Source organism: Microterricola pindariensis, from assembly GCF_002936985.1.
Lineage (GTDB): Bacteria > Actinomycetota > Actinomycetes > Actinomycetales > Microbacteriaceae > Microterricola > Microterricola pindariensis.
This window is the reverse complement of record NZ_MPZN01000056.1, coordinates 1-20224: the sequence shown is the minus strand read 5'-3', so window position 1 is coordinate 20224 and position 20224 is coordinate 1. Positions and strand designations below refer to the sequence as shown.

Annotated in this window: 15 protein-coding genes and 1 pseudogene; 10 read left to right on the top strand and 6 right to left on the bottom strand. The window is 64.2% G+C overall.

Going from position 1 to position 20224, the window contains the following annotated elements; genetic code table 11:
• The first annotated feature begins 108 nt into the window (after positions 1-108).
• Positions 109-777, top strand: coding sequence for an ABC transporter ATP-binding protein (locus GY24_RS13800; protein ID WP_104476725.1), 669 nt, complete (start codon positions 109-111; stop codon positions 775-777).
• Between the two features lie 6 nt (positions 778-783).
• Here the strand turns inward: GY24_RS13800 and GY24_RS13795 are convergent, their stop codons facing one another.
• Positions 784-2826, bottom strand: a complete 2043-nt coding sequence (locus tag GY24_RS13795) for a DUF7657 domain-containing protein (RefSeq protein WP_104476723.1) — start codon at positions 2824-2826, stop codon at positions 784-786.
• A gap of 236 nt (positions 2827-3062) precedes the next feature.
• Here GY24_RS13795 and GY24_RS13790 point away from each other — a divergent pair, with 236 nt between their 5' ends.
• The 6 genes from GY24_RS13790 to GY24_RS13770 all read left to right on the top strand — a co-directional run bounded on the left by GY24_RS13790 (position 3063) and on the right by GY24_RS13770 (position 9697).
• On the top strand, positions 3063-4946 hold the full coding sequence (locus GY24_RS13790; RefSeq protein WP_133161199.1) for a DUF4012 domain-containing protein: 1884 nt from the start codon (positions 3063-3065) through the stop codon (positions 4944-4946).
• A 119-nt stretch (positions 4947-5065) separates the two neighbouring features.
• A complete protein-coding gene (locus GY24_RS13785) occupies positions 5066-6010 on the top strand; it encodes an NAD-dependent epimerase/dehydratase family protein (RefSeq protein ID WP_104476719.1) in 945 nt (314 codons plus the stop codon).
• Positions 5997-7124, top strand: coding sequence for a glycosyltransferase (locus tag GY24_RS13780; protein ID WP_104476717.1), 1128 nt, complete (start codon positions 5997-5999; stop codon positions 7122-7124). The genes GY24_RS13785 and GY24_RS13780 overlap by 14 nt, the downstream gene beginning before the upstream one ends.
• Position 7125: 1 nt before the next feature.
• Entirely contained in the window at positions 7126-7692 is a 567-nt protein-coding gene (locus GY24_RS17535; RefSeq protein WP_133161198.1) for a hypothetical protein, read from the top strand.
• Positions 7693-7745: 53 nt separating this feature from the next.
• On the top strand, positions 7746-8276 hold the full coding sequence (locus GY24_RS13775) for a serine O-acetyltransferase (RefSeq protein ID WP_161498748.1): 531 nt from the start codon (positions 7746-7748) through the stop codon (positions 8274-8276).
• A gap of 62 nt (positions 8277-8338) precedes the next feature.
• Complete coding sequence (locus GY24_RS13770) at positions 8339-9697, top strand: O-antigen polymerase (RefSeq protein WP_133161197.1); 1359 nt, start codon at positions 8339-8341, stop codon at positions 9695-9697.
• A 31-nt stretch (positions 9698-9728) separates the two neighbouring features.
• Here GY24_RS13770 and GY24_RS13765 read toward each other — a convergent pair whose 3' ends face one another.
• The 4 genes from GY24_RS13765 to GY24_RS13750 all read right to left on the bottom strand — a co-directional run bounded on the left by GY24_RS13765 (position 9729) and on the right by GY24_RS13750 (position 14601).
• On the bottom strand, positions 9729-11027 hold the full coding sequence (locus GY24_RS13765) for an oligosaccharide flippase family protein (RefSeq protein WP_104476711.1): 1299 nt from the start codon (positions 11025-11027) through the stop codon (positions 9729-9731).
• Positions 11024-12064, bottom strand: a complete 1041-nt coding sequence (locus tag GY24_RS13760; RefSeq protein WP_104476709.1) for a glycosyltransferase family protein — start codon at positions 12062-12064, stop codon at positions 11024-11026. The genes GY24_RS13765 and GY24_RS13760 overlap by 4 nt, the downstream gene beginning before the upstream one ends.
• The gene (locus tag GY24_RS13755; RefSeq protein WP_104476707.1) at positions 12061-12993 is read right to left on the bottom strand and encodes a glycosyltransferase family 2 protein; all 933 of its coding nucleotides are present in this window, start codon (positions 12991-12993) and stop codon (positions 12061-12063) included. Before GY24_RS13755 ends, GY24_RS13760 begins: the two co-directional genes overlap by 4 nt.
• A gap of 144 nt (positions 12994-13137) precedes the next feature.
• Positions 13138-14601, bottom strand: a complete 1464-nt coding sequence (locus GY24_RS13750) for a sugar transferase (RefSeq protein WP_104476705.1) — start codon at positions 14599-14601, stop codon at positions 13138-13140.
• A gap of 310 nt (positions 14602-14911) precedes the next feature.
• Between GY24_RS13750 and GY24_RS18240 the strand changes: the two are divergent.
• Together GY24_RS18240 and GY24_RS13745 are read left to right on the top strand one after the other, a co-directional pair.
• Positions 14912-15445, top strand: a pseudogene (locus GY24_RS18240) (carbohydrate binding domain-containing protein); the annotation flags it as partial.
• 3 nt (positions 15446-15448) lie between these two features.
• The gene (locus GY24_RS13745) at positions 15449-17014 is read left to right on the top strand and encodes a glycosyl hydrolase (protein WP_233279372.1); all 1566 of its coding nucleotides are present in this window, start codon (positions 15449-15451) and stop codon (positions 17012-17014) included.
• Positions 17015-17364: 350 nt separating this feature from the next.
• On the opposite strand, the gene GY24_RS13740 is transcribed toward GY24_RS13745, so the two are convergent.
• The gene (locus GY24_RS13740; protein ID WP_104476701.1) at positions 17365-18666 is read right to left on the bottom strand and encodes a UDP-glucose dehydrogenase family protein; all 1302 of its coding nucleotides are present in this window, start codon (positions 18664-18666) and stop codon (positions 17365-17367) included.
• Between the two features lie 325 nt (positions 18667-18991).
• Here GY24_RS13740 and GY24_RS13735 point away from each other — a divergent pair.
• Positions 18992-20224 (top strand): HNH endonuclease signature motif containing protein (locus GY24_RS13735; RefSeq protein ID WP_161498746.1); only part of this gene is annotated, 1233 nt, incomplete at its 3' end.

The window sequence follows — 20224 nt, the reverse complement described above, 5'->3', positions numbered from 1 at the left end:
GGCGCTCCGCAGCATCGGCTGACCGCCCTCGCCGGCAGGCCCCTCCCGCTGGTTGAGCCTGTCGAAACCCCGCCCCATCCATCGCACACCCCCCAAAAGGACCCCCACATGTACACGCTCCAGAACGTCTCGAAAAGCTACAAACAGGGCAGCCGCACCGTGAACGCCCTCTCCGACGTCAGCCTCACGATCGCCGACGGCGCACTCGTGGCCATCCAGGGCCCGACCGGCGGCGGCAAGTCGACGCTGCTGCAGATGCTCGGCGCCCTCGACCGCCCGAGCGCCGGAACCGTGCAGCTCGGCGACAGCGAGCTCTCCGCCCTCGGCGACCGCACGCTCGCCGACATCCGCGCGCACCAGATCGGCTTCATCTTCCAGGGCTTCAACCTCCTCCCCACGCTCACCGCCCAGGAGAACGTGGAGACGGCGCTCGCTCCCCTAGGCCTCGCGGCGGACGCCCGGCGCTCCCGGGCCGCGCAGGCACTGGCATCCGTCGGTCTGGCCGACCGCGCCGGGCACCGCCCCACCGAGCTCTCCGGCGGCCAGCAGCAGCGCGTCGCCATCGCCAGGGCCCTCGTCAAGGAGCCGGCCGTGCTGCTCGCCGACGAGCCGACCGGCAACCTCGACGAGCAGACCCGCGACGAGATCATGGACCTGCTCGAGGGTCTCTGGCGCGACCGCGGCCTGACCCTCGTGCTCGTGACGCACGACTCCGCCGTCGCCGCCCGCGCGGAACGCCGCCTGCACATCGCGGGCGGCACGGTGCGCGAGAAGTAGGTCGGCCTATCGCACCGCGTAGATGTGCAACTCGCGCCCCTCGGAGTCGTGCACGGTGGAGATCGGGCTCAGGCACTCAGCCTCAAGCGGCTGGTCTGCCACCGCCCACGCGGGGTCGACCTGCTCGTCGATCACCGCGTTGCACGGGTCGATGGTCATGCTCATCAGGCTCCCCACGACTCGTTCGATCTCCGTGGCCGCCCCCGCCGGCGCCGGGATCCACGCGTATTGGGCGTAGTTGTTCCACAGCTCCTCTTGCTCCGGAGCAAGCTGCTGCATCAAATCGGCATCCGGGTAGGGCGTGGTTCCCGAGATGCTCTGCAGGCCGGCGGCGCGCACCTTCGCCACGACGGCGAAGTCGCCGAACACCATCACCCGCGGATTCCGTCCGTCGACTGTGCGCTCCTGCATCTCCTGCACGAATGGGTCGTTGCTGTACGGGCCGATCCCCTGTTGCAGGGGGTTGATCGGCGCCCAGCTCGCGAAGGCGTAGAGGCCGAGCAGCACGGATGCCGCCGCAGCGCTCCGCCGATCCATCACCGCCGCGAACAGCACGGCAAGCAGCAGCCCGCTGACGAGCACCAGCCGCAGCGACACCAGCGCGGTGTTCCACGGCATCGCCTGCGCAGACCAGAGCGTCGTCGCGGCGGAGGCGAGGACGGCGAGCAGCAGCCACGGCCAGGCCCAGGCCCGCGGGCGCGCCCGCACCGTGCTCGCGAGCGCGACCAGGATCAGGGCAGCGAACCCGAGCGCGAGCGCCGTCCTCGACGGCTGTACGCGTTGCAGCTGGGTGATCACGCCCACCCAGTCTGGCAGCGGCAGCAGCGTCCAGGCCAACAGGAGCAGCACGGCGGCCGAGACGCAGACGAGCATCCAGACGGGTTCGCGCTGTTCGCGCACGCCGGACTCGGGTGCGCCGGGCGCCGCCACCGCGCCGCGCCGCCGCAGTTGCCGCACCAGCATCATCACGGCGCCGACCACGATCAGCAGCACCAGCGGCAGAGGGAACCAGCTCGAGGCCGACTCAGACAGGTTGGCGTACGGCCCAACCCTCCCCTCGGTGCCGAGCGTTGCCCCGGCGTCACCGGTCATCCAGAAGTTGAGCGGCGCCCCCAGCAACACCTCCAGGGCGCCGGTCCCCGCGTGCACGCGGCGCTGCCCTGGGTAGTAGGTGTCGGCGACGGCCTGGGTGGCGGCCGAGTGCTGAAGCAGCCAGACAACGGAGATCGTTCCCGCGACGGCCAGCGCGAGCCCCGTCGTCGCGACGAAGCGGCGCCACGGAATCCGCCGGTCGAGGGCGAAGCCGGCCCCGAGAGCCACGATCACCCAGATCAACGAGACCTGCCAGGGCGGGTAGAGGGTCAGCGCGAAGGCCGCCCCGATGAGCCCGGCCGCAGCGGCGAGGATGGCGGCAACGCCACGACGCCGCACAATCCACGAACCGAGCACCGCCGCTGCGGCAAGCGCTGCGTAGCCGAGGGTGAGCGAGGGCGCGAACCACCATCCGCTGTACGGGGTGAACGTCGCCGCGACCGCGAGGCCCGCTGAGAGAACGGGCCGCCGCGTCAGCACTCCGAAGAGTGCGAAGGCGCCCCAGAGGCTGAACGCGAAGGACGCCCACCAGATCACGGCGAGGCCTCGGCTCGCCCCCAAGAGCACATAGCCCCAGTCCTGCGGCTTGAACAGCGTGCCCCAGTCGAGCGTCGGGCCGCCACCGGCCGCGACGGCCTGGTCGATCTCTGCCAGGCCGATCCATGCGGTCGTGGGCAGGCCCTGCTCGACCGAGGAGATCGCGTTCGGCGTGCGCAGGATGTACTCATCGCTGCGGATCTCACGCGGGGTGCCCGCGATGAGTCCGTCGGCCTGCGGTGTCGGCGACACGGCTCCGATCGATGAACCGCTGAGATCGAGGCCGACAAGCGTGCAGAACACCACGAGCACGACAAAGGGAAAGAGGCCCCAGCGCAGGATGCCTCGCCAGGCTGAGCCGCGCCCCGCGGCAGTCGGGGTCGGCTCCTCACCGAGCGACGGCGTCGACTTCTGGGGCACGCGTAGTCCTTCACTCTCGGCCTCTGGAGCACGGAGGAGTCTGCGTTCCGGCCTACGACGAGGCTACCCGAACCGGCTCACTCGACAGCCCGGCGGGCGTCGGCCGGCGCCAGGGTGCATCGGCACGCGCAACACGGGACAAATCCACCCCCGTTCGGGTGTCAACACCGTGTCAGCACGCCTGAGGGAGACCGCATTCAGGCTTATCCGAGCCGGCGTGCACTAGCGTTTCTCAAGTGACTGACTCCCCCCCTGCCCGCGCGCCGCAGGCCCGCAGCCGCGCCGAGCTTCGGGCAATCATGCAGGCCGCGCAGGAAAGCGAGCAGGAGAAGTCGGTACGGCACGCGAGGCGCAGCTCTGGCACCGGACGCAAGGCCACACTCTGGATTGTCGGCGGATTGCTCGTGGTTGCCGTCGCAGCGACCGGGTGGCTCGGCTACCGCGTGCTGGGCGCGAAGGCCTCGCTCGAGGCCGCACAGGGCCTCGTTGGCACGGTCAAGGATCAGGCGGGGTCTGCGGACTTCGCAGGAATCGCCCAGACTGCCGAGCTGCTCTCGGTGCACACGTCAGACGCGGTCGCCGCAACGAATGACCCGGTATGGCGCGCTGGGGAGCTCGTGCCCTGGGTCGGCAAGAACCTCACGGCCGTTCGAGAGATGGCCGAGGTTGTCGACAGCATCTCGGCCGACACGGTCACCCCGCTGGCCGCGGTTGCCGGGACGTTGACCCCGGACTCGCTCAAGCCGGTTGATGGCCACATCAACATCGAGCCGATCGTGCAGCTGAGCGCCGCAATCGGACCGGCGGCCGAAGCGTTCCACGCGGCCGTTGCTCGCGGCGAGGCCATCGATGTCGAGGGCACGGTAGGGCCGGTCGCGGATGCCGGGGCGAAGCTGTCCGGCATGCTGAGCTCCGCTGATGCCCTCGTGGGCGACGCCGCGTCGATCCTGCAGATCGCTCCCGACCTCCTCGGCGCGAATGGCCCGCGCAACTATGTGTTGGTCTTCCAGAACCTGGCCGAGTCCACGGCTCTGGGAGGCACCGCGGCGGCGCTGACGGAGGTGCACGTCGACAATGGAGCGATCTCGATCGGGCGCCAGGCTTCCAGTGGCGACTTCCCCTGGCGAGATGGCAATCCGGTCATCACACCGGACCCCAACGTCGAGGCGATCTTTGAGCCGTTGATGTACACCCGGCTCAATCTCTCAACCAGCCGCCCCGACTTCCCGACCGCGGCAGAAATCGCCCAGGCATTCTGGCAACAGCACATTGGCGGCGAGGTCGACGCGGTCATCTCGGTGGATCCCGTTGCGCTCTCGCACCTCCTCGAGGCCACCGGCCCGATTCCGATGAGCACGGGCGACCAGCTCTCCAAAGAGAACGCCGTCAAGCTCCTGCTGAACGAGATCTATTTCCGCTACCCAACAGAGGAAATCCATCGGACCGACGATTTCTTCGAGGAAGCGGCGAAGAGCATCTTCAACTCGTTGATGAGCCCAACCACTGACATGCCGAAACTCGTAGCTGCGGTCACGCGGGGAGTATCCCAGCAGCGAATACTGGCTTGGAGCGCGGATCCCGAGGTACAGAGCAAGCTGGCCTCGTCGCCGCTGAGTGGGATCTTGCCGTCTTCCAACGACAAGGCCACCACGACGGGCGTGTTCTTCCGGGATATGTCCGCTTCGAAGATGGACTTCTACCTCAAGACTGCTGCGAGTCTCAGTACGAATGTCTGCGAAGCGGCCGAGCCCACCTTCACGACAACAGTCGACCTGACCTCGTCGTTGACGCAGGAACAGGCGGACGCACTCCCGCCGTATGTGGCGAGCGGACTCTGGGGCTCGGAGCACTTCCGGACGCAGGTGTTCGTCTACGGCCCTCCGGGCACGACGCTCTCAGCCACAGAGATCAACTCGCAGGGTCGACTCACGACGTTCGACCTGTCTGCGGATGACCTCGGCCGGCCGGTTGCCTCGTTCATGGTGTGGCTTGCGCCCGGTCAGACCAGCCAGGTCACCGCGACTTTCACCGGCCCAGCAGGCAACTACGGCGAGCCACAGCTTCGCACCACACCGATGATCCACGGGACAGCGACGTCGATCGAGGCGCCTGGCTGCTGAACTTCGCTCGTGCGTGCGCCTCGGAACGGGTTGGCCCCGGAGTCGCATGCGGCCCGGGGTATGATCTTTCGGGGGCGGTAGCTGGCGTTCCCTTTTTGGAAACAATTTAGGAATGTAGCATGCGCGTAGTAGTAACTGGTGCCGCCGGTTTCATTGGAAGCCGACTCTGTCGACAGCTTCTTGCAGACCCCTCTAATGAGGTGCTCGGCGTTGATATGCTCACCGACTACTACGACGTCAATCTCAAGCGGCAGAACTTGTCCCGGATCCCGACCTCCAACTTCACTTTCTTGGAGGGCGATCTCAATCGTCTCGAACTCGAGGACGTACTCGACGGAGTGGACGCCGTGATTCATCTCGCCGGCCAGCCCGGCGTACGGAAGTCCTGGGGCGACGAGTTTGGCGTCTACGTAGCACAGAACATCGAGGCGACACAGCGACTTCTCGAAGCCGCTCGCACCTCATCCACGATTCGATCGTTCGTCTACGCGTCCTCGTCGTCAGTGTATGGCGACGCAGAGCGCTATCCGACAAAGGAATCGGACCGGCCTCAGCCGATCAGCCCCTACGGCGTCTCAAAGCTCGCTGCTGAGCACCTCTGCAGTCTCTACGCGTCAGAGTTCGATGTCCCCACTGTCAGCCTCCGTTTCTTCACGGTCTACGGACCGGGCCAGCGCCCCGATATGGCTTTCAACCGATTCATCCGCGCAGGGCTGGAGAGATCTCCATTGACTGTGCATGGTGATGGCACCCAGATTCGAGAATTCACGCATGTGGATGACATCGTGCGCGCCCTCATCTCTGCCGCAAACGCCGGTCTCCCCGCCGGCACCGTCATGAACCTGTCGGGAGGATCGTCGGTTTCCGTCAATGATGTGATTGCTACTCTCAGCGATCTCCTCGGGCACTCGCTTGAGGTCAGCTACGGCGCCCCCGTGGCCGGCGACGTGTTCCAAACCGGAGGAGATACGACTCTGGCGCGTGAGCTGCTCGGCTGGGAGCCAACTATCGGGATCCGAGAGGGATTGGCGACAGAGATCGACTGGCTTCGTGAGCATCGATGAGCCAGAGGCCAGCATGAGCCAGGCGCCGCACACAGGCGATCCGGTGGTGCTTCATGTGGTCGAGAGTTTTGGCGCAGGTACCGCAAACGCTGTTCTCCAGTATGTGAGGTCCACGCCATCCGTGACTCACCATCTGCTGCGACATGTTCGGGAGGGCGAGTACGTCGATCAAGGAGACCTCGGCGTCTTCGCCTCAGTGCGCTCACTATCGCCAAACCTGAGGGACGCGCGCCGCGACATCCGAAAAGCCGTCGAGACGGTGAATCCCTCTGTAGTTCATGGCCATTCCAGTTTCGGTGGCGCATTTGTGCGCTTGTCCATCAGGTCGAGCAGTCGACAACGAATCGTGTACACGCCGCACAGTTTCAGTTTCGAACGTGAAGATCTGGGAGCGGCGAGGAAGCTCATCCTCAAGCTGGTTGAACGAGCGCTGGCCTGGAACACCGATACGATCGCTGCCTGCTCGCCGCGCGAGATGACGCTGGCGCAGTCGATGCGCTCGGACAGCGCCGTCTACGTGCCAAACATCTCTGCCACCGGCACCGCTCACCGACCGGCAGCAAAGATGGGTGCGCAGGTCGTGGCCGGCGCCGGCCGCCTCTCGCCACAACGCGACCCCGACTATTTCATCGAGGTCGTACGTCGGCTCCGGCGGGTGAACGAAGAGGCAAAGTTCATCTGGGTCGGGGGCGGCGATCAGACGCTCGTGGATCGGCTTCACGCCAACGGGATCAGTGTCACGGGGTGGCTCTCGCACGAGGAGGCCCTCGATACCCTGTCGAATGCTGACCTGTACATCCACACTGCGGCGTGGGATGGTTTCCCACTCACAATCCTCGAGGCGCACCGCCTTGGCACACCGATCCTTGCACGGCACACTTCGGCCTTGGAGCATGCGCCGTCGAATCTCGTGTTCTCAACGGTTCATGAGATCACCGCCGCGGCCGCCGAGCTGTTGGCTGACAGTTCCGTCGCCGATGAAGTCACCCGGGGCTGGGAGGCCCTCCTCGCTGAGAACACGGTCGAGGTTCAATCCGAGCGGCTCATGGAGGTGTACCGCTCCCGCGCAGTGTCGAACCGCAAGAAGCGGATCTCGACGAAGGTAGCCGTCTGAGATGCGATCACGGTTCGTCAAGCGCGAGTGGATGACCGCGGCCGCAATCGCGGCAATCGGGCTGCTGGGAGGCCTCGCCCTCTCCCTGACTGTCACGCCCTCATACTTGGCAAACATCACCATCGAGGTCAGCGCGGACGGCTCGCAGCCGGCCCTCGCCCGTGATCGCATCTCGCATCTCGCGAGGCAACACACTGGTGAGCTTGCGGGGTCGTTCACAGACGACGGCGTCACGATCCTTGCACTGGCAAACGGCTCGAATGCGACCGCGTTCGCCGAGGGACGCACGGCATCGATCGCAGTTGAAGCGGCGAAGGCGGGAGCCCTGCGCTTCGCGTCGGCGGTTCGAAGCATCGAGGGGCCAGAAGGCACTCACTTTGGGGCCGATGTGCAAGGAGACACCTCGACGGCCCGGTTAAGCTCTCCTCACCCCTTGTTCATCAGCACATTGGGTCTCCTACTCGGCCTTCTCGTGGGCACAGCCTGGCTGTACCACCCCCGAGAAGGAGGGCAGAAGAGAACCTTCCGTAACCCGCACGCAACGACACGAGATCGGCCTAGGCCATGAACGCAATTCACGACGCTGCTCCATTCCCCGAGGCTGCCCCAGTTCGAGTGTTCATGGATCTGCAGGGCAATGTCACCGCGGGCACAGGCGCCGCCTCCCTCACGCCCGGCGCCGTACTCCGGACGGTGCTCACGGCACGGTACTCCGCGGTCTTCTTGTACAGGCTCTCGCAGCGCACGGGAAGGTGGCTTCCCTTCTTGGCTGGCCTGATCAAGCAGTTCAATCAGTTTCTCACCGGCGCTGATCTCGCCTGGCAGTCCAGCGCGGGCTCCGGCCTCGTGCTCTTCCACCCGTCCGGCGTCGTCATCGGCCCCGATGTGCGGCTGGGGCGAGACTGCAAGATTCAACAGGGTGTGACGCTGGGCGGGCTCGGCTCCTCGCACGGCGCCCCTCCGGCATCGCCCACAATCGGCAACCGCGTGGCCGTCGGCGCCGGGGCACGGGTGATCGGGAAGATTGAGTTGGCCGATGATTGCGAGGTCGGTGCCAACGCAGTCGTAACGAAGTCCGGGCCCGCGGGTTGGGTAGCCGTCGGCATACCTGCAACGTGGCGTGCCCGCAGCGAACACCGGCAACCTCAGTGATTGTTCCCGCGCTGATTTGCGCCGCGCTGATAACGCTGCTCCTCCTGGCGAGGCGGGCGGGCATGCCTCCCGTCAATCCCATTGCAGTTCTTTGCCTGTCATGGATCCCGGTGCTCCTGATCTCGGGTTTGCCCGGCCTGATCTTTCCAGTTCTTGACACAAACACATACTTGACGATTGTGATTGGCCTCGGCGCCGCTTGTTCCGGCTCGTTCGTTGGTTGGGCTCTTGTTCGCTCAAGTACCGTGCCGAAAATCGAGTCAACCGTGCACGTCTCGACGAGAGCCCTCGTCCGTTGGCATATGGCGGGTGTGGCTCTCTTGGCGATCTACGTGCTTTACCAAGGTTTGTTGATGCTCCCCGTCGTGGAACGCATCGGTGGCTTCGGTGCCCTCTTGAGTGACGGAGGGCGGGGATTCCGCGCAGCGCAGGCCGCGATTCGCGCAGACACGTTGGGCGACGGCTTCGCCAACGGCGGCTTGCTCGTCGCGGTGCTGGGCTACGTGGCCTACCTCGGATATGTCAGCCTCTTCACGGGAGCGTTGCTGTGGTGGAGGGGTCGACGCGTGTTGGCGACCATTCCGCTGGTCCTCCTGGGCGCCGTCACGCTCATCACCTTCCAAAGGACAAGCTTCGTCATAGGCGTGCTGATCGCTGTGACCGCGCTCGCGCTTTCACGGGGACGCTCAGCTGCGGGGAAACCTGGCTCGGGACTAGCCAGCCGCTCCGGTCGAAAGCCACTTGCGTTCCGAATCGCTGCGGCATCGACCGCTGTTGCCGCGGCAGCGGCAATCGTGTTGGTACCTCTTCAATTGCGGAACGCAGGAACGACCAATTCAACCGGTTTGCGATCGCTGTTTGAGTACCTCGTCTCAGGTGTCGCCGGCCTCCAAGCCCGATTCACATATGGCGCTAACCCCGAATTGGCTCAGTCGCTCGATTCGAGCAATTTTGACCTGGGGACGAATAGCTTTTCGGGGCTCTTCGGCATACTCAGTCGTCTTGGGTTCCCTGTTGACGCCGGCGCACACTCACTCGAGTACTACACCGTGAGTATCGCTGGCCGACCATTCGCAACCAACGTAGCCACGGGGCTGAACGACTACCTCATGGATTTCGGGATCCTTGGACTCGTCGCCATTCCGTTCCTCCTCGGGGGAGTCGCGGCCGCATCAGTCCGCCTGATTGGTTACGGCCGTACGTGGCTGATTCCGATCGCAAGCCTCGCGCTCGTCGCGTTGTTCTGGTCGTTCCTGGTGAACACGATCTTGAAAGATGTGCGCTACGCGATGCTGGCAGTGGTCGCGAGTTGTCTGCTCGCATTCCTTGGGAGGAAGCCGTCGCTCGAGGCTGCGGAGCCGGAAGCTGCGGCACACGAGGAGCACGCAGATCCAGTTCAGCACTCTGCAGTTCGCCTCTAGCGCCAAGATTCGCTAGAACGACAAAGCTGCGCTACTTCAGGCCGACCGGCTCTTCGCCCGCACCTTCGCTTTCGCTTTCGCTTTCGCTTTCAACCGCTGCATACTCAAGCGGTTGCGCGAGGAAGAATCCGACCATGAGAATAGCCAGCAAAGCAGAGGCGCCGATCGCGATCGGCACCACAGCCTGTAGCCCAGCAAGCGGAATGAGCCACAGGTTCAGTGCAACCGAGAGCACAGCGACGACCGCCTGACTGACGCTTCGAACACCCTGCTTGCCCAACCCCATGAGCGCATCACCAAAGACGTAATGCACGGTCTGGAAGAGGAGAATGACCGACAGCCACGGGAGGAGCTCCGCTGTTTCCGTGAAATCGTCGCCAAGGATGAGCGGCACCAGGGGCGCCCCCAAGATGAGCGCGACCATGGCGACGACGGCGTACCCACCGACCGGAACCAGGAGTTTCCGCAAGATCTTCCACACCGCGCGGCGGCCGCTCTTCCCGGCCCGAAACAAACGGGTGTTCGCGGAGTAGACGAGCGCTTGAACCGGCGAAAAGGCCATCGTGATCAGTTTGCTGCCTGCAGAGTACACACCTGCGGCGTCGTCAAAACGGAAGACATTCAGAAGGAATTTGTCCGCGTCGGTATAGACGGTCCTTGAGGACATACCCAGGGCGAAAAAGAAACCGATTCGCCATGTCGATGTCAAGTAGGCGCGATTGTGCGTCGGCCTGCCGAAGAGCCGCCAACAGATGGTGGTTGCGATCAACGCCAAGCAGAAATTCAGCGCGGCATACGACCAGGCCCACACAACAGGGGAGCTCCCACCGAGGGCCAGGAAGGCTGCGGCGAGCACCATACGGCTGCCGCCGGCAGCCATCGTGAGGACAGCCGTGCCCCTGAGTCGATCATGGGCTTGAAATGATTGGAAGCCAAGGTCCAGGAAGCGACCGAATACCAATTCCGACAACAGCAGCGGCACGACAGTGGCGAGGAACACTCCACCCGACGGCACCGACAGCAGTACTACAAGGCCGGCAAGTGGCGCTGCGCTCGCGAAAACATACGTCCAGGCGGTGCCGTACCGCCCGCCGAACTCGCCTCGAGCGCGCGAAACACTCATCACGAGGACATTTCCGGACCCGATTCCGGAGAAAGTCGCAAAGATCACGACCACGGCGAGTGCTCCGGCAAAGATGCCGTAACTACTCGCGCCGAGGGCACGAGCCAGCAGGACGAAATAGACTCCCTGAAGCGCGAAGCTGATCAGGTTCGCGCTGACCATCCATGCTGCCCCCTGTGCGAACTTGGGCACTCGCTTCTCGCTCATAGAGCGAGCTCCGGCCCCAGATCGAGCTGACCGCGCAAGCCATGCTTGGCAGCGAGACGCACTTCTCTATACGCACTCAGTCTGCCCATGCGCGTCGCGGAGCCGAGTAGGTATGCCATGTAGATCAATCTGTTCACGCGATATCTCACCTGGCGACCCTCTTTGAGAGCCCTGACGGTATCGAAGCGGACGCGATTCCTGACGGCGTAGTATCGCCGAGTGCTGTCCTGTGCTGCAAGCATCTTCTGCGGGCCAGTGAGTGCGGAGTCGCTCCCAGACCACTTGCCATCGATGTCCTCGATAGTGCTTCCCGGGCAGAGGAATACCCGATGACCGTTTGCGCTCAGCCGGGCCGTGTACTCGGTGTCGTCCTCATAGAGCGTGAGCTCCTCATCCGGAAAACCGATTTCGGAGATTGACTCGGCCGAGAGGAGGAGTCCGCCGTATGGCCCGTACGGCACCTCGATCGGCGAACCAGCGTCGTGTTCCGACGTGCTCGATGCGATGGATTTCGCGGTGCTGAGCCGGTGAAACAGATCCATCGACAAGAAGGAGCCACTCGGTGGATAAACGACTGGCGCCGATCGCGTCTGGATGGCTCGCTCTTGCAAGACGTTCCCTTTGCGATGCGAAAGCATCGCAGGATCATCGCATTCCCCGGCAGCCACCAGGCGCGCCCGCTGAGCAAGCAGCTCCGCAAGCGCAGTCGTTGCGCATTCATTGTCATCGTCGAGTAGCCAGACACTGCCAACCGACTGCAAGGGAACCGACCGGAGGCCTTCAGCAAATCCGCCTGCCGAGCCCCTGTTCGTGGCGAGATGTATGAGCGACACGTTTGACCCAGCGCCGAACTCACCCTGAATCGCCTTCCGCGACACTTCTGCTGCGCCGTTGAGGACAACGTAGACGTGGTCCGCGCCGGCCGCGAGTGCGGCCCGGACAGTCGGGATGCACAGATGATGACGGGCACCGTAGGTGACCGTCAGTGCGGCGACCCGCGCCACCGGCCCCGCGTCGAGCCACACGCCCTCGGTCACTCCGCTCTCTCCGTCCCGCTGACCGACACAGAAGAGGTAGGCAGCTCCATCAGTTTGACGGCGTCCAACGTGGCTTGGGCTGCAGCAAGGCGATCTGCAGGAACCTCAACGTACTTTCGTCGGTACAGCTTCTCCTCACCACCGGATCGAAGAATGCCCGCATAGAGGAACTGCTTCAGCATTGATTTTGCGCAGGCGGCCAATGAGCTCGGCCAACCGGAGACGCTGGGTCCGTAGCGTCGAAGCAGGACGCGGTCGTAGCGGCTTGAGTGCGCCTGCCGCTTTGCGCTCAACCGGGAATCGACACGATAGTAAAAGACCGGCTCATCCAACTTGAGAAATCGGCTGTGCCCATGGGCCGTCAGCCAGAGCGCTTTGTCTTGACTTCTCAGGAGGCCGCTGTCGTACTGGTTGCTCCGGAACCAGGGAGTTCGAGCTGCCACGGTCGGGTGCGTGAAAGCATTGCTACGGAGGTACCCGCTGCTCTTGTCTGGGAGCCCCTCTTCAGCGAACAAGCCGCGGACCGAATCGTTCTCGTCGATAAGTAGCGCTCGCGACCCGATCACGTCTACGTGGGGGTGCTGCTGGAACGCCGCAAGTTGCACTTCGAGGCGATTCGGCGCCATGACGTCATCCGCATCCATGCGGAAAAGCACTGGCGCAGCGGCCAGCTCGGCAATCTGATTCAACCGCACGGCGAGGCCCAGACGCTCGTCGTGAACTATCAGCCGGATTCTCCGATCGGAAAGTGACTGAGCGAGCGCCAAACAGGCGTCGGTCGCTCCGTCCGCCACAAGAATCAGCTCCCAGTCGCGCTCGGTCTGCCCGAGGATCGAGCGAATAGCCGTCTCGAACTGCTTGAGGTTCTGATCCGAGAAAGGGAGACCGATTGACGCCCTCGGCACGTGCTCGAGATCCTCAGCATGCATGCAAATTTCCTAACCGCTCTACATCATTTCGGGTGACCGCTGACGCTCCAACTTGCGCGACGCGACTGCGAAGTCCTGAGTGCAATCGCATCAAAGACGCTGCCCCCGAGGCGATGGGCTATCGGGAACGATAGCCTCTATCGCTCAGTGCGCGTCAGCTCCCGGGGCCACAACTGCTCTGAGGGTCCTCCAGAGAATCACGATGTCGGCCGTGACCGACCAGTTCTCAACGTAGTACAAGTCGAGTCGGATCGAATCATCCCACGAGAGCTGCGAGCGGCCGCTGACCTGCCAGAGTCCGCTCATCCCAGGCTTGACGAAAAGCCTCCGATGCGCGTCATCGTCATAAAGCGCCACTTCTTCAGCGCGCTGCGGTCGGGGGCCAACCAGGCTCATCTCGCCCATGGCGACGTTCAGGAGCTGGGGGAACTCGTCCAAGGAATACTTGCGAATGAATCGACCGACCGGCGTGATTCTCGGGTCATTCAGGACCTTGAACAAGGGCTTGTCTGACGTGCCCTGCGCGTCGAGCAGGCTCGCGAGCTGGTTGTCGGCACCTTGCACCATGGACCGGAACTTCAGCATCTTGAAGGGTTCCCCACGAAGTCCGATCCTCTCCTGGGTGAAGAAGATCGGCCCGGGCCCCGACGCGCGCACCGCGATTGCCACGGCGAGCATGAAAGGAGAGCTCAAGAGGATGAGTGCAGAGGATCCGAGCACGTCAAATGCTCGCTTGAGAAGCTGCTTCCGCCCCGCGAACTCCGGGAAGTCAACGTGAATCAGCGGCAAGCCGGCAACCGGGCGGGCGTGAATTCTCGGCCCAGCCACGTCGGTGAGCGTGGGCGCAACGATGAGGGAGACCCGCCGCTCCTCGAGACGCCAACCCAGCTTTCGAAGTTGTTTCGGCGACATATCGTCGGCGCCGGAGAAGACCACGGTATCGATTTGATGTGAGTCAATTACGGCAAGGACGTCGTCAAATGTCCCGAGCAAATCGACGCTTGGCGCAGCTGCTCCGTCCCGTGGTCCGCTCTTCGTGAGCCCTCCGACGACGAAGAGCCCTGTCGAGCCGTCTCGCTGCACGGCCTCAGCAATGTGTTGCACCTTGGATGCCTGGCCAACCAACAACGTTCTCGATTGGTACGCGCCAGTTCGTTGGCGCCGGTGAAGCCACTGGCGCCAGGACCAACGGGTGAGAAGTAGTCCTAGAAGACCCAGCGGGAGCGCCGTCAGAAAGTAGCCGCGCCCGAGCTCAACCTTTAAGAGGTATGCGGCGATCGCGAGAAACCCGAAGAGAAATACGGTGGCATCGACGATCCGCCGGTACTCAAGCGCCCCGGTCCCGATGTTCTTGTGGTCGCGCGACGAAAAAATGTCGAGAAAGAGCATCCATGCGAGGACCAGCATCGCCGAGAGCAGGGAGTAGGTGAGTGGGATGTTCAGAGCCGCGTCGTCACGCCCCTGCAGGAGCGAGCCATCGGCGATCCAGATGAACTGTGAGATTGCGACAGCTGCAGCCGTGACGATGAAGTCTGTGATGAGCAGACGGGTGGCGTAGGCCTTCTGCCAAGTCTGTCGGTCGGAGTTGAGTGTGTTTCTAGCGTTCATATCTCAGCTCGCGGCACAGGCGGACCACTCAGACCTAGCCAAATCAAGCCACACCCCTCAATTGCCTGCCCGTTCGAGTGGCGTTGCCCCACGCGAACTTCTATTTTCACACAACTCGGCACCGGTCAAACACGCCTCGCCGGAATCACGCAATTGCAGGAGATCTCTCTCACCCCGGCGCGGCCACGGCTGTCTTGTTGGCTTCATTTGCTGGATCGGCCTGTTGGATCAGCCTGACGAGTCGGGCGGGCTAGCATGGCGAGACTGCCGCAAACTCAGCGCGCAGGCCACGTGCACAGTTGGAGAAGCAATGTCATTCGCGCGACGACTCCGGACCGACGCAAAGTTCCGTCTGGTGGTTCTCCTCGTCGCCGGCGCCAGTGCCCTCACCACAGGCGTAGCAATCGCAGGGGCCGTCGGCCTGATTCAGGGTCCGCGTTCCGGTCCGGAGACCACCGCGGAACCCACTCCGACGCCGGATCCAACCCCTTCGGTCGCGCCGCCCACTACGGCTGCAGTTGCGGCCAGCTTCTCAGGGTGGTCATCCGAGTCGCCATCCGCAGGCGTCTCTGCCGAAGGGGGCGCCCCGGCAGACGGCGCGATCGCGCTCCTCCTTGACGCAAGAAACGGCGCAGCGAGTCTGTCCCAACCGCTCGAGGTCCAGCCAGGAACTGAATATTCCATCTCCATCTCCGCGCGAGCGGCAGGGGCAGAGCCCGCAGCTGTCTCACTGAACATTGACGCCGACGAACCCTGGACTCAGCTCATTGAGACGGATTCTGACGAGTGGCAAGAGTACTCGTGGACCTATGTGACTGGGAGCGACCAGTCGATTCTGAATCTCCGATTGACTGCCAACGCCGAGTCGGGCTCCATCCGAGTTGACAGCGCGAGGGCGATTTCCCCGGACGGCGCCGACCTGGTCCAAAACGGGAGCTTCGAACAGTACGAGGCAGCGAGACAACTCACGAATACCTCACTGGTGATGCCCACACATCAGGCAATGCTCGGCGTGGCTTGGCAGGCCCCGCTCCTTGCGTGGAGCATTGAAGACCACACGGGAGCACAGCTCAAGTCTGGCGAAGTCTCACCTGCCGGCGGAATCTCGGTGTTGCCGCTCGGCGATCTGAGCCAGGGCTTCTACTCGGCAACAATTGCCGACCCAGCTGGCACAGCGGAGCCGATCTCCACCACCTTCATGGTTCTCGACAAGGACCTGACGAAGCGCGACTCGGTCGACGATCGATTTGGCGTCATGATTCACGTTGACCGCGACTACTACTCCCAAAGCGGGGCGATCGCGGCTCAGCTTGGCTTCGGAACGGTCCGCACTGACGTGCGCTGGGCGCACGTTGAAACAACTCAAGGGCAGTATGACTTCCCCGAGAACCTGAACAGCGGAATCCACGATCTTGAATCGAACCGGCTCGACGTTCTCCCTGTGAGCGCGTTCCGGAACCCTTTCTACGACAACAATCGTGTGCCGAGCAGCGATGAGGCACTCGCAGCCTACGCAAGCTACACGGACGCACTCATCGCGCAGTACGGTGTCAACGCAGTCGAGATTTTCAACGAGTTCAACAATCCACCCGTCAACAACAGTGCCTGCGGTCCAACGCCTGAGTGCTACATGCAGCTCCTCAGAGCGAACGCGAATCGCGTTCACGAGAGCCACCCAGGAACGCTCGTTGTTGGCCCAGCGAATGCGCACAAAGACGACGCGTTCCTCACTTCTCTGTACCAACAGGGAGCGCTGGACTACCTCGATGTCGTGAGCTTCCATCCGTACGACTATGACTACGGGGACAACAAGGGCGCAGAGTTCCTCGTCGAAAGCTTGAACCAGGCGCATGACCGCATCAAGGAATACAACAACGGCGAATCCAAACCGATTTGGCTTACTGAACTGGGGTGGAGCTCAACCCTCGTGAAGACAGACGAACTCCAAGCCGACTATCTGGTGCGCGCACAGGCAATCTCGTTGGGCAATGGCGTCGAACGTTTCTACTGGTACGACTTGGTCAACGACCACCTCAACTTCCTCGATCACGAAGGGAACTTCGGGCTGGTGCGACGTGCTTCTGACACGGTCCCGACCTTTCAGCCAAAACTGGCTGCAATGGCGCAAGCCATTCTGGTGAGCAAGATCGGCGGAAAAACCTATAGCGCGCAAGACGAGTTGAATGCCGTCTCCTACTCGTACGCGTTCGGCTCGGGAGAGAGCACGACCCGCGTTGCATGGGCAACGTCCCCCACGACGGTCAGCTTCGCCGCAAAAAGTGCGGTGACCCTCACCGATCAATACGGCGCTGTGTCTCAACTGGAACCCGTCAAGGGGAAAATCACCGTGACTCTAGACGGCCAGACCGTCTACCTGGACGGGACGCTCGGACCCGCCGAAGTGGTCGAATAGCACTTGCGCCTCTCGGGCAGCCTGGCCGCCGACTCCGGATTCTCACTCGCGAGCAGTGCGTCCGCACAGACAACCGCGGTGGGCCCCTGGCATCCCTCTAGGGCGCCCTTTCCGCGGCACTCTCGGACTTCCGCTTGTGGCCGCCGGCTGAAGACGTCGATGGAAGTCAGGTCCATCCCCTCAGCCGAGCGACCGGCCGGTACCGACGAATCGTCCGGTATCGACGAATCGTCCGACGGCGACTCGCCAAGCCTGCACCGGCTGGCAGGGAAACCGACACAACAACGCAGTAGAGAGTCCCCGCACGATGGCGCTGGAGTAGCGCGCGGACCTCGCCCGGAGCGCAGCGCCTACGGGCGCCCCATGCCCCGATAAGTCCAGCCGGCAGCGCGCCAAGCGGCGGCGTCCAGGACGTTGCGGCCGTCGATCACGCTCGCGCCCGCGACCAGGGTCGCAGAGCGCACCGGGTCGAGCTCGCGGAACTGCTTCCACTCGGTGGCGAGCACCACCAGGTCGGCTCCGGCGAGCGCCTCGTCGGCCGTGCCGGCGTAGTCCAGCTGCGGGTGACGGATCCGGGCGTTCTCGATGCCCTGCGGGTCGGTGGAGACGACCCTGGCGCCGAGTCCCTTCAGCTGCACGGCGACGTCGAGGGCTGGAGAGTCGCGAACATCGTCCGAATCGGGTTTGAACGTGACACCAAGCACCGCAATGCGCTTGTTGTAGACCGAGCCGCCAAGGGCCTCAACCGCAAGGTCTACGACACGCTGGCGACGTCGCAGGTTGATGGCGTCCACTTCCTTGAGGAAGGCGACTGACTCGCCACGGCCCAATTCCTCGGCACGGGCTGTGAACGCACGGATGTCCTTGGGCAGGCATCCGCCGCCGAAGCCGACGCCAGCGTTCAGGAAGCGACGCCCAATGCGTGCGTCATGTCCGATCGCGTCGGCGAGCTGGCTGACGTCCGCGCCGGTGACCTCTGCGATCTCGGCCATCGCGTTGATGAAGGAGATCTTGGTCGCCAAGAATGCGTTGGCCGACACCTTCACGAGTTCGGCGGTGGCATAGTCGGTGACGATGCGTGGAGTTCCGGTGCCCAGCGCAGTGGCATAGACCTCGTCCAGAATGGATGCCGCGCGCTCGTCGGCCACACCGTAGACGAGGCGGTCGGGCTCGATCGTGTCTTTCACCGCGAAACCCTCACGCAGAAACTCAGGGTTCCAGGCGAGAGTGGCGCCGCTGCCGCTGTCGGCGAGCTTCTGTGCCAGCCGGGCCGCGGTGCCGACAGGCACGGTGCTCTTGCCGACGACGAGATCGCCCTCTTTCAGGAAGGGAATGAGCGCGTCGATCGCCGCGTCGACATAGCGCATGTCGGCAGCGTGGCTATCGCGCATCTGGGGTGTGCCGACGGCGACGAAGTGCACGGTTGCCTCGGCTACGTCGGCCATGTCGGTGCTGAAGCGCAGGCGTCCGCTCGCGCCGGCCGAGGTGAGGATCTCGGGCAGGCCAGGCTCGAAGAACGGAGGGCGGCCGGCAGCCAGCTGCTCGATCTTGGCCTGGTCGACGTCGATGCCGACCACCTCGTGGCCGAGTTCAGCCATCGCCGAGGCGTGCACGGCCCCCAGGTAGCCACAGCCGATAACGGATAGCTTCACGAAGCCACTCTCCCAAGTTCATGTCTGGGCAGACCAGCCACCCGTTGTGCCGTCACTCCGACAAAGTCGGTTCCATCATCCCCTGCTGTGGGCGACGGAGTGAAATCCTGCAGGACTGCTCACCCGTTCGCGCGCAAATCAGTCGACTTTTGACCCCAAAACCAGTGATTCCCTCGCGCGGGCACCGCCGCACAACTGAATGCATTGCGTAGCTCGTTTCGCCCTCTCATCTGCAGAAATGAGTGTCAGAGGGTGCTGGGAGCCTGGTTTCAGGCCGGAACGCCAGACGATTGCCGGCATCGAAGATGCACGAGGAGGTGCAGCGGTGAACGAAGCCTTGGAAAACCTCGCCGACTCCGTCGGTGCGCTGGCATCCGCGTGGGAGCAGGCATCACCCGCATCCTTCGCCGGCTCGCCCTCCGAGGGTGTTGGCCGGCAGGTCGAGGCCGACTTCGAGGGCATGACGGATTCCACGCTGATCAGCACCGTAGAGCAGCTGCAGAATGTCGTGCGCGCCGCCGACGCCCTGCGAATGCGGGCCGCGGCCGAGGTCGGGCGGCGCTCCCGCCCCGAACTCGGACCGGAGCGCCTGTGTACCCGGCAAGGCAGCAACTCCGCTCCGGGGTTCCTCTCCGAGGTGATGCGTGTGCCGATCGGCGAGGCCGCGAAACTGCAGCGGCTCGGCGAGCGCACCGCCAGCGGGTTGAGCTTCAGCGGGGCCGTCATCCCGCCCCCGTTCCCCACCGTCGCCGCCGCACTGACCGCATGCACGATCGGCACGGATGCCGCGGCCCACATTGTGCGGATGCTCGAGTCCGTTGCGCCCCGCGCCGACCGCGCGCACATGGCCCTGGCCGAGGAGTCCTTGGTCCACGCCGCGGAAACACTGCCCGTCGCGACCATCGTGCAGCTCTGCCGGGCTTGGCGGGATCGCCTCGATGAAGACGGCGTGCGCCCGCGCGAGGACGAATTGCGCAGCCGGCGCGCCCTGACTCGGCGCACAACGGCCGACGGGATGACGGAACTGCACGTCGTGCTGGACCCCGAGAGCGCCGGCATCGTCGTGACGGCAGTCGACGGCATCGTCAGCGCCCAGTTGCACGCCAACCGTGAGAACGACGACCCGGCCCTCGCCGACGGGCGCGAACTGCCCACTCTGCGTTTGGACGCGCTGGTCGACATCGCCCGCCACGCGCTCGGCTGTGAGAAGACCATGCCGGCGCTGCGCAGCACCACCGTCGTGGTGCGCACGACGCTCGAGGAGCTCACCAGCGGGCTGGGCACCGCCGAGATCGACGGGGTCGGTGAATCGCTGTCGGCGTCCTCGGCCCGCCGCCTCGCGGCGAGCGCCGACGTCATCCCTGTCGTTCTCGGCGGGCCCAGCGAGGTGCTGGACCTCGGTAGGAGCCGCCGCAGCTTCACCCGGGCGCAACGGATCGCCCTGGCCGAACGCGATGGCGGCTGCGCCTGGCCCGGCTGCCCGCATCCACCGGGCTACACCGAGGCCCACCACCTCAAGTGGTGGTTGCGGGACGACGGGCCCACCGACCTCTGCAAC

Bases quoted from the DNA above. Each gene is read 5' to 3' on its own strand.
- GY24_RS13800 (WP_104476725.1), top strand. From the start codon at position 109: ATGTACACGCTCCAGAACGTCTCGAAAAGCTACAAACAGGGCAGCCGC.
- GY24_RS13785 (WP_104476719.1), top strand. From the start codon at position 5,066: ATGCGCGTAGTAGTAACTGGTGCCGCCGGTTTCATTGGAAGCCGACTC.
- GY24_RS17535 (WP_133161198.1), top strand. From the start codon at position 7,126: ATGCGATCACGGTTCGTCAAGCGCGAGTGGATGACCGCGGCCGCAATC.
- GY24_RS13775 (WP_161498748.1), top strand. From the start codon at position 7,746: ATGGATCTGCAGGGCAATGTCACCGCGGGCACAGGCGCCGCCTCCCTC.
- GY24_RS13770 (WP_133161197.1), top strand. From the start codon at position 8,339: ATGCCTCCCGTCAATCCCATTGCAGTTCTTTGCCTGTCATGGATCCCG.
- GY24_RS13765 (WP_104476711.1), bottom strand. From the start codon at position 11,027: ATGAGCGAGAAGCGAGTGCCCAAGTTCGCACAGGGGGCAGCATGGATG.
- GY24_RS13755 (WP_104476707.1), bottom strand. From the start codon at position 12,993: ATGCATGCTGAGGATCTCGAGCACGTGCCGAGGGCGTCAATCGGTCTC.
- GY24_RS13750 (WP_104476705.1), bottom strand. From the start codon at position 14,601: ATGAACGCTAGAAACACACTCAACTCCGACCGACAGACTTGGCAGAAG.